We start from the raw sequence: 19,576 nt of genomic DNA, 5'->3' as shown, positions 1-19,576 counted from the left end.
TCGTGTGTGGGCAACGTGCGCAACCCGGTGGGCCCCCTGCCCTCCTCCATTTACTGGCGGCGGCGGGCAGTTGTGGCGTGCCTGTTCGCGATCGTCGCGGCACTGGTCGTATGGCTGGCGCTGCCCGGCGGCCCCGGGCACGGCGGTGGCGGTCACACCGGCGCGCAGGGCGGCGGACACAGCGGCACCCCGCTGCCGTCGATCACCCCCGGCCCGACGACCAGTCAGACCGGCATCACCACCGAACCCGGCGGCCGCACTTCCGGCGGTTCCGGTGACGGCGGTTCCGGTGACGGTGGTTCCGGTGACGGCGGCTCGGGTGACGGTGGGTCCGGTACGTCCGGCGGTTCCGGCTCCGGGAGCTCGGACTCCGGTGGGACCGGCTCCGCCGCTGGCGGGTCCGACGACGGCGGCGCCCAGGTGGGTTCGGGCGGCGGCTCCGGCGGTACGGGCAGCTCCGGCACCCGGTTGCCGACCGGCACGTCGGTGCCCGACTGCGCCTCCTCGCAGGCCAGCCTGCGGGTCCGCAGCGTCAAGTCCTCCTACTCGGCCGGCCAGAAGCCGCAGTTCGCGGTGACGGCGGTCAACTCCGGCGACGCGGCGTGCAAGGTGAACTTCTCCGCCGTCGGCACCGTGGTCACCATCACCGACTCCGCCGGCCACCACGTGTGGGCCAGCGACGACTGCCCGCCCGGCCGCACCCCGTACCTGCTCCAGGTCCCGGCCGGTGGCAGCACCATCGACGACGTCGACTGGAACCGCGCGGTCAGCGCCCCGCAGTGCGCCACCCCGTCCAGCACCGGCACCGTCGCCTCCGGCACGTACCACGTCAAGGTCGCCGTCCCCGGCCTCACCACCGTGACGACCAGCTTCACCCTCGGCAACGGCTGACCCGCACGGCGAGGACACCGGTGCGGTCCGGTCCGGTGGCGCGTCGGGTGCGGTGGCGCGTCGGAGGTGGGTGTATCGGAGGCGGGCGCGTCGGAGGTGGGCGCGGCGGGTGCGTCGGACACGGCGGGTGCGTCGGGTCTACGGGGGCTTCGGGCCCGAGGGTGCGGTGCGTCTCCGCGGTCCCGCAGCCCGTCGACCCGGTCCCGCAGTGGTTCGCCCGGTCCCCGCAGTGGTTCGCGCGGTGCGGCGGTGGTTCGCGCTGGCGGAACGTTCAACCACCGTGCCGGACGCGGTGGTTCAGACGTAGCGCTCCAGGATGGAGGACTCCGCGAGCCGGGAGAGCCCCTCGCGGACCGAACGGGCGCGGGCCTCGCCGACGCCTTCCACGGTCTGCAGGTCGTCCACCCCGGCGGCCAGCAGCTTCTGAAGGCCGCCGAAGTGCTCCACCAGCCGCTCGATGACGGTGTTCGGCAGCCGCGGCACCTTCGCCAGCAGCCGGAAACCGCGCGGGCTGACCGCCGTGTCCAGCGACTCCGGCGAACCCGTGTACCCCAACGCCCTTGCCGCCGTGGTCAGTTCGATCAGGTCGCTCTGCGGCAGCGCGTCGAGTTCGGCCAGCGCCTCCGCCACCGTGCGGGTCCGCTTGGCGGTCGGCTCGGGAACGTAGTCGCGCACCACGAGTTCGCGCTCCGGCTCGACCCCGGCGATCAGCTCGTCCAGCTGCAACGACAGCAGCCGCCCGTCGGTGCCCAGTTCGATGACGTACTCGGCGATCTCCACCGCGATCCGCCGGACCATCTCCAGCCGCTGCGCCACCGCGGTCACGTCGCGGACGGTGACCAGGTCCTCGATCTCCAGCGCCGACAGCGTGCCGGCCACCTCGTCCAGCCGCAGCTTGTACCGCTCCAGCGTGGCGAGCGCCTGGTTGGCCCGCGACAGGATCGCCGCCGAGTCCTCCAGCACCCGGCGGTGGCCGTCCACGTACAGCGCGATCAGCCGCATCGACTGGCTGACCGACACCACCGGGAAGCCGACCTGCCGGCTGACCCGGTCCGCGGTGCGGTGCCGGGTGCCGGTCTCCTCGGTGGGGATCGACGGGTCCGGCACCAGCTGGACGCCGGCCCGCAGGATCTTGGTGATGTCCCGGTCCAGGATCAGCGCGCCGTCCAGCTTGCACAGCTCCCGCAGCCGGGTCGGGGTGAACTCGACGTCCAGCACGAAACCGCCGGTGCACAGCGACTCCACCGTGCGGTCCATCCCGAGGACGATCAGTCCGCCGGTGTTGCCGCGCACGACCCGTTCCAGCCCGTCCCGCAACTCGGTGCCGGGGGCCACCGCGCTCAGCGAGGCCCGCATCAAGGCGTCGGCGCCGGCGCTCATGGCCGCCCTGCCGGGAGACGCTGGCCGGTCGTTGGCTGCCACTGCTCTCCTCCGGACGACTGAAGGCACAGTCTACCGGCGGCCCCCCGCCCGGCGCCGGGCCACGGCACGGGAGGCAACGGGAGCCGCCCGCGGTGGGGTGCGGGAGGGGCGATCGGGGTGCGGGAAGGTCTGCGGTGGGGGTGGGATCGTGGATCGGGGTGCGGGAGTCTGCGGTGGGGTGCGGGACCGTGGATCGGGGTGCGGGATCGGCCGCGGTGTGGTGCGGGACCTTGGCCGTTTCGTTCGGATCATCTGATCGTTGGTCCGGGTGTGCCGTTAAGCGATGCGCAGTGGGCGCGGATCGAGCCGTTGTTGCCGGACCGGGCGCCTCGGCGGGGTGGGCGGTGGCGCGATCACCGTGAGGTGGCCGACGCGATCGCCTTCAAGTTCCGGACGGCGTCGCAGTGGGTCCAACTGCCGGAGAAGTACGGCAACCGGCGCGGGGTCTACAACCGGCTGCGGATGTGGGCGGTGGACGGCACCTGGGAGCGGGTCTTCACCGCGCTGATGGCCCGCGTCGACGCGGACGAGGATCTGACCTGGGCGGTCTCGGTGGACTCCACGATCGTGCGTGCGCATCAGCACGCGGCCGGGGCCCGCAAAAAGGGGCCCCGGCCGGCGAGCCGCACGACCATGCCATCGGCCGCTCCCGCGGAGGACCGACCACGAAGATCCACCTGGCGTCCGACGACCGCTGCAGGCCGATGGCCTTCGTGCTCACCGCCGGGCAGGCGGTGACGCACCCGCCTTCCCCGACGTCATGGCCGCCTGCGCGTCCCCCGCCCGCGCGGGCGGCCCCGCACCCGGCCCGATGCGGTCCTGGCCGACAACCTGGCCGACAAGGCGTACTCCTCCTGCGCCATCCACGACCACCTGCGCAGACGCGGCATCCGGGCGGTCATCCCCCGTCCCGGCCGACCAGCGCGGCCACCAGCTCCGCCGGGGCAGCCGCGGCGGCAGACCACCCGCCTTCGACCGTGATGCCTAAGCAGCGCAACACCGTCGAACGCTGCATCAACCGCTTGAAGCAATGGCGCGGCCTCGCCACCCGCTACGACAGGACCGCAACCATCTACCTCGCCGGACTCCACCTCGCCGGCATCTTCATCTGGTCCGTCCGATGATCCGAAGGAAACGTCCTAGCGCACGTCCGCTTTCAGCGCGGATTCGATCATCGTGGTGAGGGTGTCGAGGTATTCGTCGTCGTTGTTGCCGTCCATGATCAGGATCCGGAACACCAGCGGTGCGATCAGCAGGTCGATGGCCAGTTCCAGGTCCAGTGGGGTTGGGAGTTCGCCGCGATCGATGGCGGCTTGCAGCATGGCGCGGGCCGCTGCCCGGCGCGGGGCCGCCACGCTGGTGTGCCACACGTCGGCGAGCGCAGTGGTGCGGCGGGCTTCGGCGAGAAGTCCGGGGCCGATGCTGGCGACCACTGGGTTGGTCAGTTGGTTGCGGATGGTGGCGACGAATTCGCGCAGGTCGGTGTGCAAGGCGCCGGTGGCCGGGGTCCGCGGGAGGGTGTCTTGGACCGCGTCGCGGATCAGTTCGGTGAGCATTTCCTGCTTGGACCGCCAGCGGCGGTACAGCGCGGCCTTGCCCACGCCGGCACGCCGCGCGATCGCCTCCATGGACAGCCGCGCGTAGCCGGTTTCGGCGAGTTCGGCGAATGTCGCCTCGGTGATCGCTTCGGTCACCTTCTGCCGTAGGACGGCGCCCCCGACCGCAGTGCGTTCCGTTGCCATGCGGCGAGCATATCCGAGACGGAACGGTTGCGTTCCATTAGGCGCGGCGTTAGCATCGTAATCGATCAGGTGGAACGGTACCGTATCGTTCCAATTCTGGAGGGAAGCGGATCATGAAGTTCCTCTTCGACGACGAGTCCTTCTCCTTCGAGGCGTTGCGCGCCACTGGATACGCCGCCTACGGCGGCGCCGAGCTCGGCGAGGTCCTGGTGACCTGCCGGCAGATTCCGGAAGGGGACGAGGAGGCATGGTCGGCCCGGTGGGCCGCGACGGCGGCGCGAGTCGAGCGCATCGGCCGGGACGCGCTGGCCGCCGGACACCGGGTGAGCGCGCGCGAGGCGCTGCTGCGCGCGTCGAACTACTACCGGACCGCCGACTTCTACCGGCGTACGGACCCGGCGAATGACGCCGAGTCGGCCCGGCTGGCGGCGGCGTCCCGGCAGACCTTCGCGGACGCGGCCGGATTGCTCGAGACCCCGGCCCGCGCCGTGCGCATCCCGTACCAGGGCACGACGCTGCCCGGGTATCTGTTCCTCGCCGACGACTCGGGCGCCGCGCGCCCGACCGTGATCTTCCACGGCGGTTACGACTCCACCCTGGAAGAGGACTACTTCGCGCTGGCGGCGGGGGCGCTGCGGCGCGGCTACAACGTCTTGGCCTTCGACTGCCCGGGCCAGGGCACGGTCGTGCGCGAGCAGGGCCTGCACTTCCGGCCCGACTGGGAGGCCGTGGTCACCCCGGCAGTCGACTTCGCGCTCGCCCTTCCCGAAGTGGACGCGGACCGGCTCGTGCTGATCGGCATGAGCCTGGGCGGCTACCTCGCCGCACGGGCGGCCGCGTTCGAGCACCGTCTGGCCGCATGTGTCCTGTACGACGGCGTCTATGACTTCGGCGTCGAAGGTATCAGCAGGTCCGCGGCCGAGGCCCACGGCGGCCTGGAAGCCGCGATGGCGCAGAGCGTCTCACTGCGCTGGTTGATCCGCAACGGCCTGTGGACCTTCGGGGCCCCTGATGCCAACGGACTGTTCAAGGCATTCGAGGCTTACACGATGGAGGGAATCGCGGACCGGATCACCTGTCCGACGCTCGTGCTGCAGGCGGACAACGACCAGTTCTTCCGCGGCCAGCCGCAGCGTGTCTTCGACGCGCTGACCTGCCCGAAGGAACTGATCGCCTTCCGCGAGGACGAGGGCGGCGGCGAGCACTGCCACGAAGGCGCCATCGCCCTGTTCCACCAGCGCACCTTCGACTGGCTCGACACCTCTCTCACGGCGTCCGCAGCTGTGGCGGCGCCCGCCATGGTCGGGTCGCCGGCATGATCTGCACGGCGCTGGAGTACGCCGTCGCGCTCCAGCCGTCACCGTAGGTCGGCGGCACGCACAGTTCGGCGTCGGCCATCCCGCCGTCCACCCGCTGCGGCAGGCTGTGCCCCTGATCGGTCAGCTGAACGCGCGAACCCGCCACCGACGACTCGCCCGAAGGTGCCCTCCGACGAGTTGGTGCGTGACAAGGGACGAGGCGTCGTTGCTGGCCGGTGGCATGATCCGAGTGTGGCGATCATGGTTGATCGGGTGGTGCTGGCACATCGGCTGTTCACGGGAATCTCGCAGCGTCATCTGGCCTGCTGGTCGAGGAGTTGGCGTTGCCGTGGGCGGCTGGGCTCGAGAGCCGGCGTCGCGCTGCGCGGGGTAGCGTCAGGAAGAGGGCCGCTGGTGCCGGCGCCCGCCACCGGCTGGTGTTCGTCGACCGGCTGGTGGCCACACTGATCCATCTGCGGCTCGACCTGCCGCATGCGGTGCTGGGGCTGCTCTTCGGTGTCGACCGCTCCACCGTCACCCGTGCGATCGCGGAGATACATGCATTGCTGTCCGAGCCGGGATGCGCGGTGCCCGACACCGCTGGCCTCCGGCTGTTGACCCTGGCCGATGTGTTCGCCTACGCCCGGGCTCAAGGGATCGAACTACGTCTGGACACCTCCGACGTGCAGGTGCGCAGGCCGCCTGCCGGACGTGGTGGGCGGCAGGCGTTCGTGTCGGGGAAGAAGAAGCAGAACACGATGAAGGTCACCGTTGTCGCCAACAGCCAGGGCCGCACATCATGGGTCGATGCCCTGCGACCTGGACGGACGCATGATGCGACCGCCGCACGCAACGACGGCATCGCCCTTTGCTTCCAGCAGTTTCCTGACGTTCAGGTCCTCCTGGACGACGGCTGTCCCGGGCTTCGCCGTGATCACCCCGGGCAGGCAGTGACCCCGCCGAGGAAGGGCAACAAGATCAGTCCGCCTGAGATCCTTGAAGTCCGACGCCGAGCCCGTCACCGGCACTCCTCGAAGCGCATCACCGTTGAACACGCCCTCGCCGACCACAAACGCTGGAAGCAGCTGACTCGCTGGACACACCGGCGAGAGGTCCTACCCGCCACCTACCGGGCTATCGCCAGCCTCGACTCCGACCGCAACACGACCGCCTGACGACGGTCACGACCAGGACAAACACGCCTCATCTCCTATCACGCACCAACTCGTCAGGAGCCTTACCACAGGCAAGTGGCCTAGGGCACGAGACCGCCGGCCGGAGCCGCCGGGCCGCCGGCAGCGGGCTGCGGGGTCGCCGACGACGGGGTGCGGCTTCGCCGGCGCCGGACCGCGGGCCGTCGACCGGCGCGTACCGGCCGACGGCGGAGCTCGGCGCCGGCGCCGCAGGCTACTGGCGGCGGGGGAGTACCCGGAGCGCCTCCCCCATGTCGGCGACCTCCAGCACCTTCATGCCCGGCGGCACCTTGCCCGGGTCGGTGGGGACGAGGGCGTGGGTGAAGCCCAGCCGTGCGGCCTCCGACAGCCGGCGCTGCACGCCGGTGACCCGGCGGACCTCGCCGGCCAGCCCGACCTCGCCGATGGCGACCAGGTTCTTCGGCAGCGGGGTGTCGCTCGCCGCGCTGGCCAGCGCCAGCGCCACCGCCAGGTCCGCGGCCGGCTCCGACAGCTTCACGCCGCCGACGGTCGCGCTGTAGATGTCGCACTTGCCGATCTGGTGGATGCGGCCGCGCTGTTCGAGCACCGCCAGCATCATCGACACCCGGGAGGTCTCCAGGCCCGAGGTGGTGCGGCGCGGCGAGGGGATCTGCGAGGCCACGGTGAGTGCCTGCACCTCGGCGACCAGCGGGCGCCGGCCCTCCAGGGTCACCGTCAGGCAGGTGCCCGGCACCGGTTCGTCGCGCCGGGTCAGGAACAGCCCCGACGGATCGGTGAGTCCGGTGATGCCCTCGTCGTGCAGTTCGAAGCAGCCGACCTCGTCGGTGGTGCCGTAGCGGTTCTTCACGCCGCGGATCAGCCGCAGCCGCGCGTGCCGGTCGCCCTCGAAGTGCAGCACCACGTCCACCAGGTGCTCCAGCAGCCGCGGGCCGGCGATGGCGCCGTCCTTGGTGACGTGGCCGACCAGGATCGTGGAGATCCCGCGGTCCTTCGACGCCCGGATCAGCGCCCCCGCCACCTCCCGCACCTGCGCCATGCCGCCCGGCGCGCCGTCGATCTCCGGCGACGCCACCGTCTGCACCGAGTCCAGCACCAGCAACGCGGGCTTGACGTCGTCCAGATGACCCAGCACCGCCGACAGGTCGGTCTCCGCCGCCAGATACAGGTGGTCGGAGATCGCGCCGATCCGGTCCGCCCGCAGCCGTACCTGGCCGGCCGACTCCTCACCGGTCACGTACAGCGTGCGCGCCGACTCGCTCGCCGCCTTCGCCGCCACGTCCAGCAGCAGCGTCGACTTGCCCACGCCCGGTTCGCCCGCCATCAGCACCACCGCGCCCGGCACCAGGCCGCCGCCCAGCACCCGGTCCAGCTCCGGCACGCCGGTGGGCCGCGCGGTGGCCTGCCGCCCGTCGACCTGGCCGATCGGCAGCGCCGGCGTCGTCACCCGCCCCGCCGCCGTCGTGCGCACCGCGGGCGCGCCGTACTCCTCGACGGTGCCCCACGCCTGGCACTCGCCGCACCGCCCCAGCCACTTGACCGTCATCCACCCGCATTCGGTGCAGCGGTATGACGGTCGGTCCTTCGCAGTCGTACGTGTACGGGCAGCCATAACCGTCACCGTATCGGCGCCCTCGGACAACGGACCGCCGAGGCCGCGTTCGGCGCCGCCGGAAGGGCCCACGGAACGGTGCCGCCGCCGCGCGTCACCCGTACCCGCGCCCCCGGGAAGCCGTCGGCCGAGGACGTTGAGGCCCCGTCAGGCGGACGTCGCGCCGACGCCGCCCGGACCGCGCCCGGAGGCCGGGCGGACGTTGCGCCGACCCCTCCGTACCGCGCCCGGACGTCACGCGTACCGCGCCCGGACGGTATCCGTACCGTGCCCGGACGTCACGTGTACCGCATGATCCCGCATCCACGCCGCACTCGTACGAATAGCGCACGTGTCCTCATAGCACCGGGAACTCCACCCGAAAGGGTTAAACGTTCCGCCGGAGGGTGAAGGAGGGCGTACCCGGCGCCTACCGTCGGCCAGTGATGAGCAGGTCTGAAGTCACCCCGTCGCACCACCAGGCCACCGGCGTCCACCGGGCGGGCGGACGTGCCCGCCGCCGCGGCCCGGCCGACCCGCTGTCCGGGCAGCCGGCCGCCGCCTACGAGCCGTACCTCGACGGGCTGTTCACGTACTGCCTGTCCGTGCTGTGCGAACACGACGCGGCCGTCGCCGCGCTCGGTGACACCCTCGCCGTCGCCGAACGCGCCCACCACCGGCTGCGCGATCCGCGGCTGCGGCGCCCCTGGCTGTACGCCATCGCCCGCTGGGCCTGCCTGCTGCGCTTCACCGACGGCCGCCCGGTCGCCTTCCGCGCCACCCCGGCCCTCGCCGATGCCGCCGCGGGGGAGCGGCGCCGCCAACTCGCCGCGCTCGCCTGGCCGGAGGCGGCCGGCACCACGCCCGAACAGCGCGAGGCCATCGAACTCGCGGTCCGCCACCAGCTCACCGACACCGAGATCGCCGCCGTCCTGCGCCTGGAACCCGAGGCCGCCCGCACCCTGCTCTCCCGCGCCGCCTGCGAGGTGGAACGCACCCGCACCGCGCTGCTGGTCGTCCGGGCCGGCCGCTGCCCCGACGTCGACCGGGTCGCCGCCGACACCCACCTGCTGCTGAGCACCACGCTGCGCCGCGAACTCGTCCGGCACGTCGACGAGTGCCCGGCCTGCCGCCGCACCGCGGAACAGGCCGTCGCACCCGGTCCGTGGCCCGGCACCACCGCCCCCGCCGTGCTGGCCGTGCTCACCGCGCCGCGCGAGGCGGCACACGCCGCGATGACCCGCTCCGCCCGCGCGCTGCGGGCCGGCGCCCGCGACCGGCACGGCACGCCCCGCCACCCGGTGCCGCACTTCGACCGCCGCGGCTTCCCGGTCGACGGCAAGGAACGGGCCGCCCGCCGCGCCCTGATCCGGCACCGCGCGGTCACCACCACGGTCGTGGCGGCCGTGGTCGCCGCGCCGGCGCTCGCCCTGTGGGCCGCCTACCGCCCGGCACCCGCCTCCGGCGCCCCGCAGGGGCCCAGGTCGGTCTCGGCCCCCGACGCCGAGGGCGACGACTACGCGTACGTGAAGACGGGCACGCGGTCGGTCGCCCCGGGCCGGTCCGCCTCCGGTCCCCGGTCCGCCCCCGCCTCCGGCGCGCCGACCCCGTCCGCCACCGACGCCTCCGCCTCCCCGGCCCCCTCCGCGCCCGCCGCGCCGGGCTCGCCGGACCCCTCGGCCTCCGTCCCGCCCGGCACCCCGACCCCGTCCGGCGACCCGCACGACGGCGGCAGCCCGTCCGCGCCGCCCGGCTGGATCACGGTGCGGGCGGCGCCCTCCGGCGACGTCACCGCCATCACGGTCGTCGCGCACGGCGGCTCACCGGTGCGGTGGAGCGTGTCGTGCGACGCGCCGTGGCTGCGGCTGAGCCGGACGTCCGGCACGCTGCGGCCCGGCGAGGCGGTCACCGTCCTGGTCCGGGTCGCCCACGCCCGGGAACCGGCCGGCCCCTGGAACGGCCGCGTCGTCTTCACCCCGTCCGGCGCCCCGGTCACCATCCAGGGCCAGGGCCCGATCCCACCGCCCGCCACCAGCCCACCCCCGCTCCCCGGCCGGGCCCCGGTGCCGATCCCGACGTGAGGGGGCGTTCTCCGGGGTGCGGGGGCGGGGTGCTTTCTGCGGTGCGGGGGCGGGGTGACGGGGGAGTGTTCCGCGGTGCGGGGGCGCTTTCCGCGGTGCGGGGGCTGCCTTCCGCGGTGCGGGGGCGGCCTTCCGCGGTGCGGGGGCTGCCGCCGGTGCCGTTTGCTGCGGGTGCCGGGGCCGGCCCTGGTGCCGTGGGGTGCCGGGGCCGACCCGTTTCCGTCGTCAGGGGCCGGCGCCGGGGCCGCTTCCCGCGGGGTGCCGGGGCCGACCCCGTTGCCGTAGGACGCCCGTAGCCCGTAGGCAGACCCGTTGCCGGCGCGAGCGGGCCGGCGCCGGAGATCAGCCCTGCGTCGTCGCTGCCGTCGCCGTCGCCGCTGCCGCCGGTTTCGGGTCGGCCGGGTGCGGGGCCATCGGCAGCAGGGACGCCAGCCGCGCCTCGCACAGCTCCACGAGCCGGGCGTAGCCGGCGGCGCCCATCAGCTCGGTCAGCTCTGGCCGGTAGGACATGAATACCGGTTCGCCGGCGCCGTGCGCGGAGGTCGCGCCGGTGCACCACCAGTGCAGGTCGTGGCCGCCCGGACCCCAGCCGCGCCGGTCGTACTCGCCGATGGAGACCACCAGCACCCGGCTGTCGTCCGGCCGGTCCACCCAGTCGAACGTACGGCGGATCGGCAGCTGCCAGCACACGTCCGGCTTGGTCTCCAGCGGTTCCCGGCCCTCGCGCAACGCCAGCGTGTGCAGCGCGCACCCCTGGCCCGCGCCGAACCCCGGCCGGTTGAGGAAGACGCACGCGCCGTCCACCCGCCGGGTCTGCCGGTCGCCGTCCTCGCTGACCTCCGCCCAGCCCTGCGGACCGGTGCCGGCGGCGTGGTACTGCCACAGCTCCGGCGTCAGCCGTGCCATGTGCTCACCGACCCGCGCCTCGTCGTCCTCGTCGGAGAAGTGCGCGCCCAGCGTGCAGCACCCGTCCGACGCCCGGCCCGCCTCGATCCCCTGGCAGCCGGAACCGAAGACGCACTTCCACCGCGAGGTCAGCCAGGTCAGGTCGCAGCGGAAGACCTGTTCCTCGTCGTCCGGATCGGTGAACTCCACCCATGCCCGGGGGAAGTCGAGCCCCACCTCGTCGTCGACCGCGACCGCGGGAGCGCCCTCGCGATCCTGGTCCCGGCTCTTCTTGCTCTTCTTGGACTTCGCCTTTGCCGCATTTGCCACGCGGCCCAGCGTAGAACCTGGTACCTCACATCGGGCGTCACGGATCGCGCTAGCGTTCATCCTCATGCGACTCGGAGTGCTCGACGTGGGGTCCAACACCGTCCACCTGCTGGTGATGGACGCCCACCCCGGCGCGCGCCCGCTGCCGGCCTACTCGCACAAGGCCGACCTGCGGCTCGCCGAACTGCTCGACGAACGCGGCGCCATCACCGACGACGGCGTCGAGGCGCTGGTCGGCCACATCGCCGACGCGCTGGTGGTCGCCGAGGACAAGGGCGCCGAGGAGGTGCTGCCGTTCGCCACCTCCGCGATCCGCGAGGCGGTCAACGGCGAACAGGTCCTGGCCCGGGTCGCCGAGCGGACCGGCACCGCCCTGACCGTGCTGTCCGGCGAGGAGGAGGCCCGCCTCACCTTCCTCGCCGCCCGCCGCTGGCTCGGCTGGTCGGCGGGCCGGCTGCTGGTGCTGGACATCGGCGGCGGCTCGCTGGAGGCCGCGCTCGGGCTGGACGAGGACCCGGCCGCCGCCGTGTCGCTGCCGCTGGGTGCCGGCCGGCTCACCGCCGCCGCGCTGCCCGGCGACCCGCCGCGGGCGGAGGACATAAGGGCGCTGCGCAAGCGGGTGCGCGCCGAGATCGCCCGCACCGTCGCCGACTTCAGCCGCCAGGGCACCCCGGACCGCGTGGTCGGGACGTCGAAGACCTTCCGCCAGCTCGCCCGGATCGCCGGCGCCGCCCGCTCCGCCGAGGGGCTGTACGTCCAGCGCACCCTCAGCCGCCGCGCCCTGACCACGTGGGTGCCCCGGCTGGCCGCGATGCCGGTCGCCGAACGCGCCGCGCTGCCCGGCGTCTCCGAGGGCCGCGCCCGCCAGCTGCTGGCCGGTGCCCTGGTCGCCGAGGCCGCCATGGACCTCTTCGGCGTCGACGACCTGGAGATCTGCCCCTGGGCCCTCCGCGAAGGCGTGATCCTCCGCCGCCTCGACCATTTGCACTGAGGCGGGGGTGGGGGCGTGGGGCGTGGGGCGTAACACGGGGTGCGAGGTGCGGGCGCTGCGATCGCCGGGGCCGTCACCGGGGGCCGTCGACCCCAGGAACCGTCGACCGTAGGAGCCGTCACCAGGTCCCCTCGACCGTGGGGGTCAACGTGACGCTGTGCTTCTTCGCCGGATCGAGTGGAATCCGGCGACGGCCGCCACGACGAGCCGCCGGAGTCCTATTCTGAGGTGGTAGGGGAAAATGGTGCGGTTGGTGCGATAAGCACCGTATGGGGTGGTGGGTGCGATGGGTTACTCGACGAGCATGGCCGCGGCCCTGTCGGGGGTCACGACGGGACAGCTGAGGGACTGGCGGCGGAACCGGGAGCGGAACCGGGGGGGTGGGCCGATCCTCCGCCCGGCGCCGACGCCGGGGCCGGCGCTGTACTCGTTCGAGGACGTCCTCGCACTGCGGGCCTTCGCACGGCTGGGCCGGGGCGTGCCGCTGCGCCGAATCCGCGAGGCGTTCACGGCGCTGGAGGACCCCGGCCCAGCGGCCTGGCCGTCCCGGCCGGTCCAGCTGTCGGCGTTCTCGCTGGTGGCCGACGGTGACGCCGTGGTCCTGGCCAGGTCCTGCCAGGTCGCCGGTCCGCGCGCCCGGCGACGAAGGACGGTGCTCACCACGGTGGCCGGAGTGCTGGGGGAGTTCACCCCGCGGGCCGGCGTCGTGGTCCCGCATCTGCTGCGCCCCCGGTTCCACGTCACCGTGGACCCCGGAACGCAGAGCGGCCTGCCGGTCATCGCCGGCACCCGGGTCCCGTTCGACGCGGTGGCCGACTTGGTGGACGACGGGGTGCCGCCCGAGCGGATCACCGAGCACTACCCGGGCGTCAGCGCGGAGGCCGCCCGGGACGCCACGTCCTTCGCCCGCTACGTCAACAGTTACCGCACGCCGAGGGCCGTCTGATGCGCATCCTCGTCGACGAGAACGTGCCGGCGCCGGTGGTCGGCATGCTCAGGACCCTGCTGCCGGGCCACGAGGTGCAGAGCGTCCGGGACATCAAGTGGACCGGACGGGACGACGCGGCCGTGCTCGCCGCCGCGACGGACAAGGGGTTCGACGCGTTCCTCACCCGGGACAACCGGCAGTTGGACGACGCGGCCGAGCACGCCGCCATCAGGCGGTCCGGGATGCACCACATCCGGTACCGCCAGGACGGCCGGGGCCGCGCCGGCCTGGGCCTCGCCATGGGCGCCGTCATCGCCGCCATGACCCGCGTCGCCGACGAACTCGCCCGGGCCGGCGGCCAGCGCCTGATCCACATCAAGGGCCCGACCCCCGACACCGCCCACTACGACACGGTCGACCCCACCAGGAAACCCCCGAGGCCACCGAAGCCGCCGACAGCGCCGCTGAAGACGGCACCCCGGCCCGCGAAGACGTCAACCGCGCCCCCGAAGACGTCGACCAGGCCCCGGAAGGCGCCGACCCCGCGGGTGAAGGCGGCAACCGGCCCCCCGAAGACCTCGCCGGTGCCCCGGAAGGCGCCGACCGTGCGGGGGAAGACCTCGTCCACGCCTCCGAAGACCTCGCCCGCGCCCCCGACGACGCCCCCCGCGGCGCCCCGAAGACCGCGCCGCTGACCGGGAAACCGCAGCTCGCGCCGCCTTCGACGGTTCCCCGCCGACGCCGACCGGGAGCCGACGTAGGCTATGGCGCGTGGCTGACGCACCCCCAGACCCCGGTAGGTCCCGCAAGCACGCGGAGGCGAAAGTCGCGCTGTCGACGGCGTCGGTGTACCCGGAGTCCACGGCCAACGCCTTCGAGATCGCGGCCCGCCTCGGCTACGACGGGGTCGAGGTGATGGTCTGGACGGACCCGGTCAGCCAGGACATCGAGGCGCTGCGCCGGCTGTCGGACTACCACGGCGTACCGGTGCTCGCGGTGCACGCGCCCTGCCTGCTGATCACCCAGCGGGTGTGGTCCACCGATCCGTGGACCAAGCTCCAGCGGGCGAAGGCCGCCGCCGACCGGCTGGGCGCGTCGACCGTCGTGGTGCATCCGCCGTTCCGCTGGCAGCGCGGCTACGCCCGCGACTTCGTGCGCGGCGTGTGGCGGATGGCCGACGAGACCGACGTGCGGTTCGCGGTGGAGAACATGTACCCGTGGCGTTACCGCGACCGGGAGATGCAGGCGTACGCGCCCGGATGGGATCCGACGGACGAGGACTTCCGGCACTTCACGGTGGACCTGTCGCACACCGCCACCTCGCGCAGTGACGCCCTCGGCATGGCCGGCCGGATGGGGGACCGGCTGGCCCACGTCCACCTGGCCGACGGGCGCGGTTCGGCCAAGGACGAGCACCTCGTTCCGGGCCGGGGAACGCAGCCGTGCGCCGAACTGCTCCACGGGCTGGCCGCCCGCGGCTTCACCGGGCACGTGGTGATCGAGGTCAACACGCGGCGCGCGATGTCCTCCGCCGAGCGGGAGGCGGACCTCGCCGAGGCGCTGGCGTTCACCCGTACCCACCTCGCGGTGGCCGACCTCGCCGCCGGCGGGCCGGGCGGCGGCCTGCGGAACCGCCGGTGACCACCCCGAAGGCCCCCCGCGGCCGCGGCCGCCCCGCCGGTTCCCGGGCCGGCGACCCCGGCACCCGTGAGCGGATTCTCGGCGCGGCCCGCACGCTGTTCGCCGAACGCGGCTACGACAAGGCGTCGATCCGCGCGATCGCCCAGGCCGCCGGGGTGGACGCCGCGCTGGTCCACCACTACTTCGGTGCCAAGGAGCAGGTCTTCGAGGCCGCCGTGGAGGTGTCGTTCGCCCCGGCGCTCGGGGCGACCGAGGCGCTGACCGAGGGCACCGTCGACCGCTCCGAGGCGGGTGAACGCCTGGCCCGCTACTTCCTCGACGTCTGGGAGAACCCGGCCACCCGCGCGCCGCTGCTGGCGGTGCTGCGTTCCGCGGTGACCAACGAGACGGCGGCCACCGTGCTGCGCGGCTTCGTGCTGCGCCGGCTGCTCTCCCGGGTGGTCGGCGAGCTGGACCAGCCGGACGCCGCGCTGCGCGCCCAGCTCGCCGCCTCGCAGATGATCGGCCTGGCCGTGACCCGTTACGTGCTCAAGATCGAACCGATCGCCTCGGTGCCGACCGAGGAACTCGTCGCCCGCATCGCCCCCACCCTCCAGCGCCACCTCACCGGAGCCTGAACCGTTTCCGCCGGAGTACGGTGGACGCGCCCGGTGCCGGGAAACCCCGGCGGCCTCCGGAGGGTGACCGCAACCTGGGCATGCTGTCCACATGGCGGACGAAGTGTCCAGTTCCTGAGCGGGGCGGCGTACCCTCGGGAGGATCGAGACGTCTGATCCGAGACACGTGATTCCGAGACAGGACGCTGGATCACGGAGGCCGGATCGCTGAGGAGTGTGGAGCTACCGTGCCCGAGCTGAGGTCACGTACGGTCACCCACGGCCGCAACATGGCGGGAGCCCGCGCGCTGCTGCGGGCGGCCGGAGTCGCACGCGAGGACTTCGGCAAGCCGATCATCGCGGTCGCCAACAGCTTCACCGAGTTCGTACCCGGCCACACCCACCTCCAGCCGGTCGGCCGCATCGTCTCCGAGGCGATCCAGCAGGCGGGCGGCATCCCCCGCGAGTTCAACACCATCGCGGTCGACGACGGCATCGCCATGGGCCACGGCGGCATGCTCTACAGCCTGCCGTCCCGCGACCTGATCGCCGACTCCGTGGAGTACATGGTCGAGGCGCACTGCGCCGACGCCCTGGTCTGCATCTCCAACTGCGACAAGATCACGCCCGGCATGCTCATGGCCGCGCTGCGGCTGAACATCCCGACGGTCTTCGTCTCCGGCGGCCCGATGGAGGCCGGCAAGGCGGTCCTGGTCGACGGCACCGTCCGCAAGCTCGACCTGATCACCGCCATCGCCGAGTCCGCCAACGAAGCGGTCTCCGACGCGGACATGGCCCTCATCGAGGAGAACGCCTGCCCGACCTGCGGGTCGTGCTCCGGGATGTTCACCGCCAACTCGATGAACTGCCTCGCCGAGGCCATCGGCCTGGCCCTGCCCGGCAACGGCTCGGTGCTGGCCACCCACACCGCCCGCAAGGCCCTCTACCAGGACGCCGGCCGCGCGATCGTCGACATCACCCAGCGCTACTACGGCCAGAACGACGAGACCGTCCTGCCGCGCAACGTCGCCTCCCGCGCCGCGTTCGAGAACGCCATGGCCCTCGACATCGCCATGGGCGGCTCCACCAACACGATCCTGCACCTGCTCGCCGCCGCCGAGGAGGCCGGCCTCGAATTCGGCCTCACCGAGATCGACGCCGTCTCCCGCCGGGTGCCGTGCTTGTCCAAGGTCGCGCCCAACGGCTCCTACTACATGGAGGACGTGCACCGGGCCGGCGGCATCCCCGCCATCCTCGGCGAGCTCTACCGGGCCGGCCTGCTCAACGACACCGTGCACGCCGTCCACGCCGACTCGCTCGACGAGTGGCTCAAGCAGTGGGACGTGCGCGGCGGTTCCCCGTCGCCCGAGGCCGTGGAACTGTTCCACGCCGCGCCCGGCTGCGTGCGGTCCGCCACCGCCTTCTCCCAGTCCGAACGCTGGGAGTCCCTCGACACCGACGCGGCCGGCGGCTGCATCCGCGACATCGAGCACGCCTACTCCACCGAAGGCGGCCTGGCCGTACTGCGCGGCAACGTCGCACCGGACGGCTGCGTCGTCAAGACGGCCGGCGTCGACGAGTCCATCTGGGTCTTCGAAGGCCCCGCCGTCGTCTGCGAATCGCAGGAAGAAGCCGTCGAGCGCATCCTGTCCAAGCAGGTCAAGGAGGGCGACGTCGTCGTCATCCGCTACGAGGGCCCCAAGGGCGGCCCCGGCATGCAGGAGATGCTCTACCCGACCTCCTTCCTCAAGGGCCGCGGCCTCGGCAAGGCATGCGCCCTGATCACCGACGGCCGCTTCTCCGGCGGCACCTCCGGCCTGTCCATCGGCCACGTCTCCCCGGAGGCCGCGGCCGGCGGCACCATCGCCCTCGTCCGCGACGGCGACCGCGTCCGCATCGACATCCCGGCCCGCAGCATCGAACTGCTCGTCCCCGAGGCCGAGTTGACCGCCCGCCGCGACTCCCTCGGTGGCGTCTACGCCCCGGCGGCCCGCGAACGCAAGGTCTCCGCCGCCCTGCGCGCCTACGCCGCCATGGCCACCAGCGCCGACCGCGGCGCCGTCCGCGACGTCAGCAAGCTCGGCTGACCGTCACCCCACCCCCGCCCCGGCCCCGCGCCGCCCCTTCCCGGGCCGGCCGCGGGGCCGACGCGCGCCACGCCCCGCCCACAACGCCCCGAATCCGGTGCGTAGCGGCCCGCTGCGCGGTGAGGATGGCCGTATGACCTTCTCCCGAGCCCAATACGCCGCCTCGTTCAACGTCGTCGCCGCCAAATACGCCGCCACCCGGCCCAGTTATCCACCTCAGCTCTTCGTCGAGATCGAGGAACTCGCCGGCCGGCCGCTGTCCGAGGCCGATGTCCTCGACGTCGGAGCGGGCACCGGAATCGCCACCCGCCTCCTGCACGACCACGGCGCCAACGTCACCGCCGTCGAGCCGAGCGCCGGCATGGCCACCCAACTGCGCGCCGAGATCCCGCACGCCCGCCTGCTGCGCGGCACCGGCGACCAACTCCCGTTCGCCGACGCCACCGCCGACTTCGTCACCTACGCCCAGGCCTGGCACTGGACCGACCCGAGCCGCTCCGTCCCCGAGGCCCTGCGCGTACTGCGCCCCGGCGGCGCGCTCGCCATGTGGTGGAACGTCGACGACCCCGCGTCGGTCTGGATGACCGAGCAGAAGGAACGCCTCGCCCGCCGCGTGCCCGACCAGCACCGGCACGTCACGCCCGCCGAGGCCGGCGACCGGATCAGGGAGCTCGGCCTGGGCCTCGAACCCGTCTGCCGCGACGACCTGCGCTGGACACGCGAGACCAGCGTCGACCACCACCTGGACACGCTGGCCAGCCACTCCTTCCTGGCCGTCCTCGACGACGCCGAGGTGGAATCGATCCTGGCCGACGAACGCGAAGCGCTGCTGGAGGTCTTCCCCGACGGCGTCGTGGTCGAGGCCTACGCCGTCCTGCTCACCGTCCTGGTCAAGGACGACGCACCGGCACCGCAGAAGTGATCCACGCCCCACCCGACCGGCCGCCCCCGGACACCCTCCACACCCCGGGCGGCCGGGACGCCTCCGCGCACGCGACACCGTCCGGCGACATCCCCCGAGCCGCCGCTCCGGCACCGCGCGGTCGATCCTCTCTGCCGAATTCCTCCTACCCGTTGCCACGCCGGTGGCTCGCGGCGACCGAGCCGACGACGCCGACCACCGCGGCGACGAGGGCGGCTCGCCACAGGCCGTCCCATATGTTGCCGAACAGGGCGCCCGGCGTGAGGACTTCACGTATCACCACGTCGGAGACCAGCATGGCGCCCGCCGGTATCGCGCCCACCTGCCAGGGGTGGTCGCGGGCCCACCGCCGGATGCGCCGGTCCCGCGGTTCGGCACCCGGATCGCCGACCACCGCACCCGCGCCGCCGACCGCGAAGAGCAGCAGCAGGCCGAGCGACAGCGAACTCGCCAGCAGCCGCAGCCCGAAGTGCCCGCCCAGCAGATCGGCGCCGACCGCCACCGCGGTGCCGAGCCCGCCGACCACGGCCGCGGAACGCCACGGCCCCAACGTCGCCGAAGCCACGGCCAACTGCCGTTCCCCGGCCCTCGAGATCTCCTCCGTACGCTTCATACCTCCACGGTGCTCCCGCCCCGCCCCCGCCACCATCGGGGATGACCCTGACCCGCCCCGCACTCCACCCGTAAGCCATCCGGGTGACGCCCTCCGGGTCACGGCGATCCGAGCCCTCACCTTCGGGCCGCTACCTCCGGGCCGCGGCCTTCTTGGTTCCGGCCCTCATGGCCCCTGCGGTCCCGGCTTCCCCGCGATCCGAGTCCCCGCGATCCGAGTTCCGCGATCCCGGGTCCCATCTCCGGGCCGTCGCCCTCTTCGTCCCCGCCCCCATGGCCCGCGATCCCGGGTCACCGCGATCGGGCGAAGCCCGCCAGCTCCCCGGGATCCGATCCTCCGCGATCCCGCACCGCGATCCGGGCGAAGCCCGCCGCGTCCTCCGCGAT

15 protein-coding genes and 2 pseudogenes are annotated in these 19,576 nt (G+C 73.3%); 12 read left to right on the top strand and 5 right to left on the bottom strand.

Features of this window, described 5'->3' with window-relative positions; translation table 11 throughout:
• The first annotated feature begins 6 nt into the window (after nucleotides 1–6).
• Nucleotides 7–891, top strand: coding sequence for a hypothetical protein (locus tag POF43_RS09050; protein ID WP_271325626.1), 885 nt, complete (start codon nucleotides 7–9; stop codon nucleotides 889–891).
• A 297-nt stretch (nucleotides 892–1,188) separates the two neighbouring features.
• On the opposite strand, the gene disA is transcribed toward POF43_RS09050, so the two are convergent.
• Nucleotides 1,189–2,313 (bottom strand): DNA integrity scanning diadenylate cyclase DisA, encoded by a 1,125-nt coding sequence (gene disA / locus POF43_RS09045; protein WP_271316545.1) that lies wholly within the window; start codon nucleotides 2,311–2,313, stop codon nucleotides 1,189–1,191.
• 255 nt (nucleotides 2,314–2,568) lie between these two features.
• On the opposite strand from disA, the pseudogene POF43_RS09040 reads away from it, so the two are divergent.
• Nucleotides 2,569–3,437 (top strand): annotated as a pseudogene (locus POF43_RS09040) (IS5 family transposase).
• 15 nt (nucleotides 3,438–3,452) lie between these two features.
• Here POF43_RS09040 and POF43_RS09035 read toward each other — a convergent pair.
• Nucleotides 3,453–4,055 carry a TetR/AcrR family transcriptional regulator gene (locus POF43_RS09035; RefSeq protein ID WP_271317100.1) on the bottom strand — a complete coding sequence of 201 codons (603 nt, stop codon included), beginning with the start codon at nucleotides 4,053–4,055 and terminating at the stop codon, nucleotides 3,453–3,455.
• A 113-nt stretch (nucleotides 4,056–4,168) separates the two neighbouring features.
• On the opposite strand from POF43_RS09035, the gene POF43_RS09030 reads away from it, so the two are divergent.
• Both POF43_RS09030 and POF43_RS09025 read left to right on the top strand, forming a co-directional pair.
• Nucleotides 4,169–5,374, top strand: a complete 1,206-nt coding sequence (locus POF43_RS09030) for an alpha/beta hydrolase family protein (RefSeq protein WP_271324554.1) — start codon at nucleotides 4,169–4,171, stop codon at nucleotides 5,372–5,374.
• 240 nt (nucleotides 5,375–5,614) lie between these two features.
• A pseudogene (locus tag POF43_RS09025) lies at nucleotides 5,615–6,528 on the top strand (transposase).
• Nucleotides 6,529–6,760: 232 nt separating this feature from the next.
• On the opposite strand, the gene radA reads toward POF43_RS09025, so the two are convergent.
• Nucleotides 6,761–8,137, bottom strand: a complete 1,377-nt coding sequence (gene radA / locus POF43_RS09020) for a DNA repair protein RadA (RefSeq protein WP_271324553.1) — start codon at nucleotides 8,135–8,137, stop codon at nucleotides 6,761–6,763.
• Between the two features lie 425 nt (nucleotides 8,138–8,562).
• Between radA and POF43_RS09015 the strand changes: the two genes are divergently transcribed.
• The gene (locus tag POF43_RS09015) at nucleotides 8,563–10,197 is read left to right on the top strand and encodes a sigma-70 family RNA polymerase sigma factor (RefSeq protein ID WP_282704494.1); all 1,635 of its coding nucleotides are present in this window, start codon (nucleotides 8,563–8,565) and stop codon (nucleotides 10,195–10,197) included.
• A gap of 342 nt (nucleotides 10,198–10,539) precedes the next feature.
• Here POF43_RS09015 and POF43_RS09010 read toward each other — a convergent pair whose 3' ends face one another.
• Entirely contained in the window at nucleotides 10,540–11,412 is an 873-nt protein-coding gene (locus POF43_RS09010) for a DUF3109 family protein (protein WP_271325768.1), read from the bottom strand.
• Between the two features lie 64 nt (nucleotides 11,413–11,476).
• Here POF43_RS09010 and POF43_RS09005 point away from each other — a divergent pair, with 64 nt between their 5' ends.
• The 7 genes from POF43_RS09005 (at nucleotide 11,477) to POF43_RS08975 (ending at nucleotide 18,577) form a co-directional block, all read left to right on the top strand.
• Nucleotides 11,477–12,403: a Ppx/GppA family phosphatase gene (locus POF43_RS09005; protein WP_271318439.1), complete on the top strand. Its 927-nt coding sequence runs from the start codon at nucleotides 11,477–11,479 to the stop codon at nucleotides 12,401–12,403.
• Nucleotides 12,404–12,689: 286 nt separating this feature from the next.
• A complete protein-coding gene (locus POF43_RS09000) occupies nucleotides 12,690–13,349 on the top strand; it encodes a DUF433 domain-containing protein (protein ID WP_271325026.1) in 660 nt (219 codons plus the stop codon).
• Nucleotides 13,349–14,026 carry a DUF5615 family PIN-like protein gene (locus POF43_RS08995; RefSeq protein WP_271325027.1) on the top strand — a complete coding sequence of 226 codons (678 nt, stop codon included), beginning with the start codon at nucleotides 13,349–13,351 and terminating at the stop codon, nucleotides 14,024–14,026. The genes POF43_RS09000 and POF43_RS08995 overlap by 1 nt, the downstream gene beginning before the upstream one ends.
• A gap of 76 nt (nucleotides 14,027–14,102) precedes the next feature.
• Nucleotides 14,103–14,972 (top strand): sugar phosphate isomerase/epimerase family protein, encoded by an 870-nt coding sequence (locus POF43_RS08990; RefSeq protein WP_271317242.1) that lies wholly within the window; start codon nucleotides 14,103–14,105, stop codon nucleotides 14,970–14,972.
• Nucleotides 14,969–15,589, top strand: a complete 621-nt coding sequence (locus tag POF43_RS08985) for a TetR/AcrR family transcriptional regulator (RefSeq protein WP_271317241.1) — start codon at nucleotides 14,969–14,971, stop codon at nucleotides 15,587–15,589. Before POF43_RS08990 ends, POF43_RS08985 begins: the two co-directional genes overlap by 4 nt.
• A 227-nt stretch (nucleotides 15,590–15,816) precedes the next feature.
• Nucleotides 15,817–17,655, top strand: coding sequence for a dihydroxy-acid dehydratase (gene ilvD, locus POF43_RS08980; RefSeq protein ID WP_271325028.1), 1,839 nt, complete (start codon nucleotides 15,817–15,819; stop codon nucleotides 17,653–17,655).
• Between the two features lie 133 nt (nucleotides 17,656–17,788).
• Nucleotides 17,789–18,577 (top strand): class I SAM-dependent methyltransferase, encoded by a 789-nt coding sequence (locus POF43_RS08975; RefSeq protein WP_271318659.1) that lies wholly within the window; start codon nucleotides 17,789–17,791, stop codon nucleotides 18,575–18,577.
• A gap of 145 nt (nucleotides 18,578–18,722) precedes the next feature.
• Here POF43_RS08975 and POF43_RS08970 read toward each other — a convergent pair whose 3' ends face one another.
• Complete coding sequence (locus tag POF43_RS08970) at nucleotides 18,723–19,190, bottom strand: hypothetical protein (protein WP_271325941.1); 468 nt, start codon at nucleotides 19,188–19,190, stop codon at nucleotides 18,723–18,725.
• Between the last annotated feature and the right edge of the window lie 386 nt (nucleotides 19,191–19,576).

The organism is Streptantibioticus silvisoli (assembly GCF_027947535.2).
In the GTDB taxonomy this organism is placed as follows: domain Bacteria; phylum Actinomycetota; class Actinomycetes; order Streptomycetales; family Streptomycetaceae; genus Streptantibioticus_C; species Streptantibioticus_C silvisoli.
The sequence above is the reverse complement of the archived record's forward strand: the minus strand, read 5'-3'. Positions and strand labels throughout refer to the sequence as shown.

Excerpts from the sequence above, each read along its gene's own strand:
- radA (WP_271324553.1), bottom strand. The coding sequence starts at position 8,137 with ATGGCTGCCCGTACACGTACGACTGCGAAGGACCGACCGTCATACCGC.
- POF43_RS09015 (WP_282704494.1), top strand. The coding sequence starts at position 8,563 with ATGAGCAGGTCTGAAGTCACCCCGTCGCACCACCAGGCCACCGGCGTC.
- POF43_RS09005 (WP_271318439.1), top strand. The coding sequence starts at position 11,477 with ATGCGACTCGGAGTGCTCGACGTGGGGTCCAACACCGTCCACCTGCTG.
- POF43_RS09030 (WP_271324554.1), top strand. The coding sequence starts at position 4,169 with ATGAAGTTCCTCTTCGACGACGAGTCCTTCTCCTTCGAGGCGTTGCGC.
- POF43_RS08970 (WP_271325941.1), bottom strand. The coding sequence starts at position 19,190 with ATGAAGCGTACGGAGGAGATCTCGAGGGCCGGGGAACGGCAGTTGGCC.
- POF43_RS08975 (WP_271318659.1), top strand. The coding sequence starts at position 17,789 with ATGACCTTCTCCCGAGCCCAATACGCCGCCTCGTTCAACGTCGTCGCC.
- POF43_RS09035 (WP_271317100.1), bottom strand. The coding sequence starts at position 4,055 with ATGGCAACGGAACGCACTGCGGTCGGGGGCGCCGTCCTACGGCAGAAG.
- POF43_RS08995 (WP_271325027.1), top strand. The coding sequence starts at position 13,349 with ATGCGCATCCTCGTCGACGAGAACGTGCCGGCGCCGGTGGTCGGCATG.
- POF43_RS09000 (WP_271325026.1), top strand. The coding sequence starts at position 12,690 with ATGGGTTACTCGACGAGCATGGCCGCGGCCCTGTCGGGGGTCACGACG.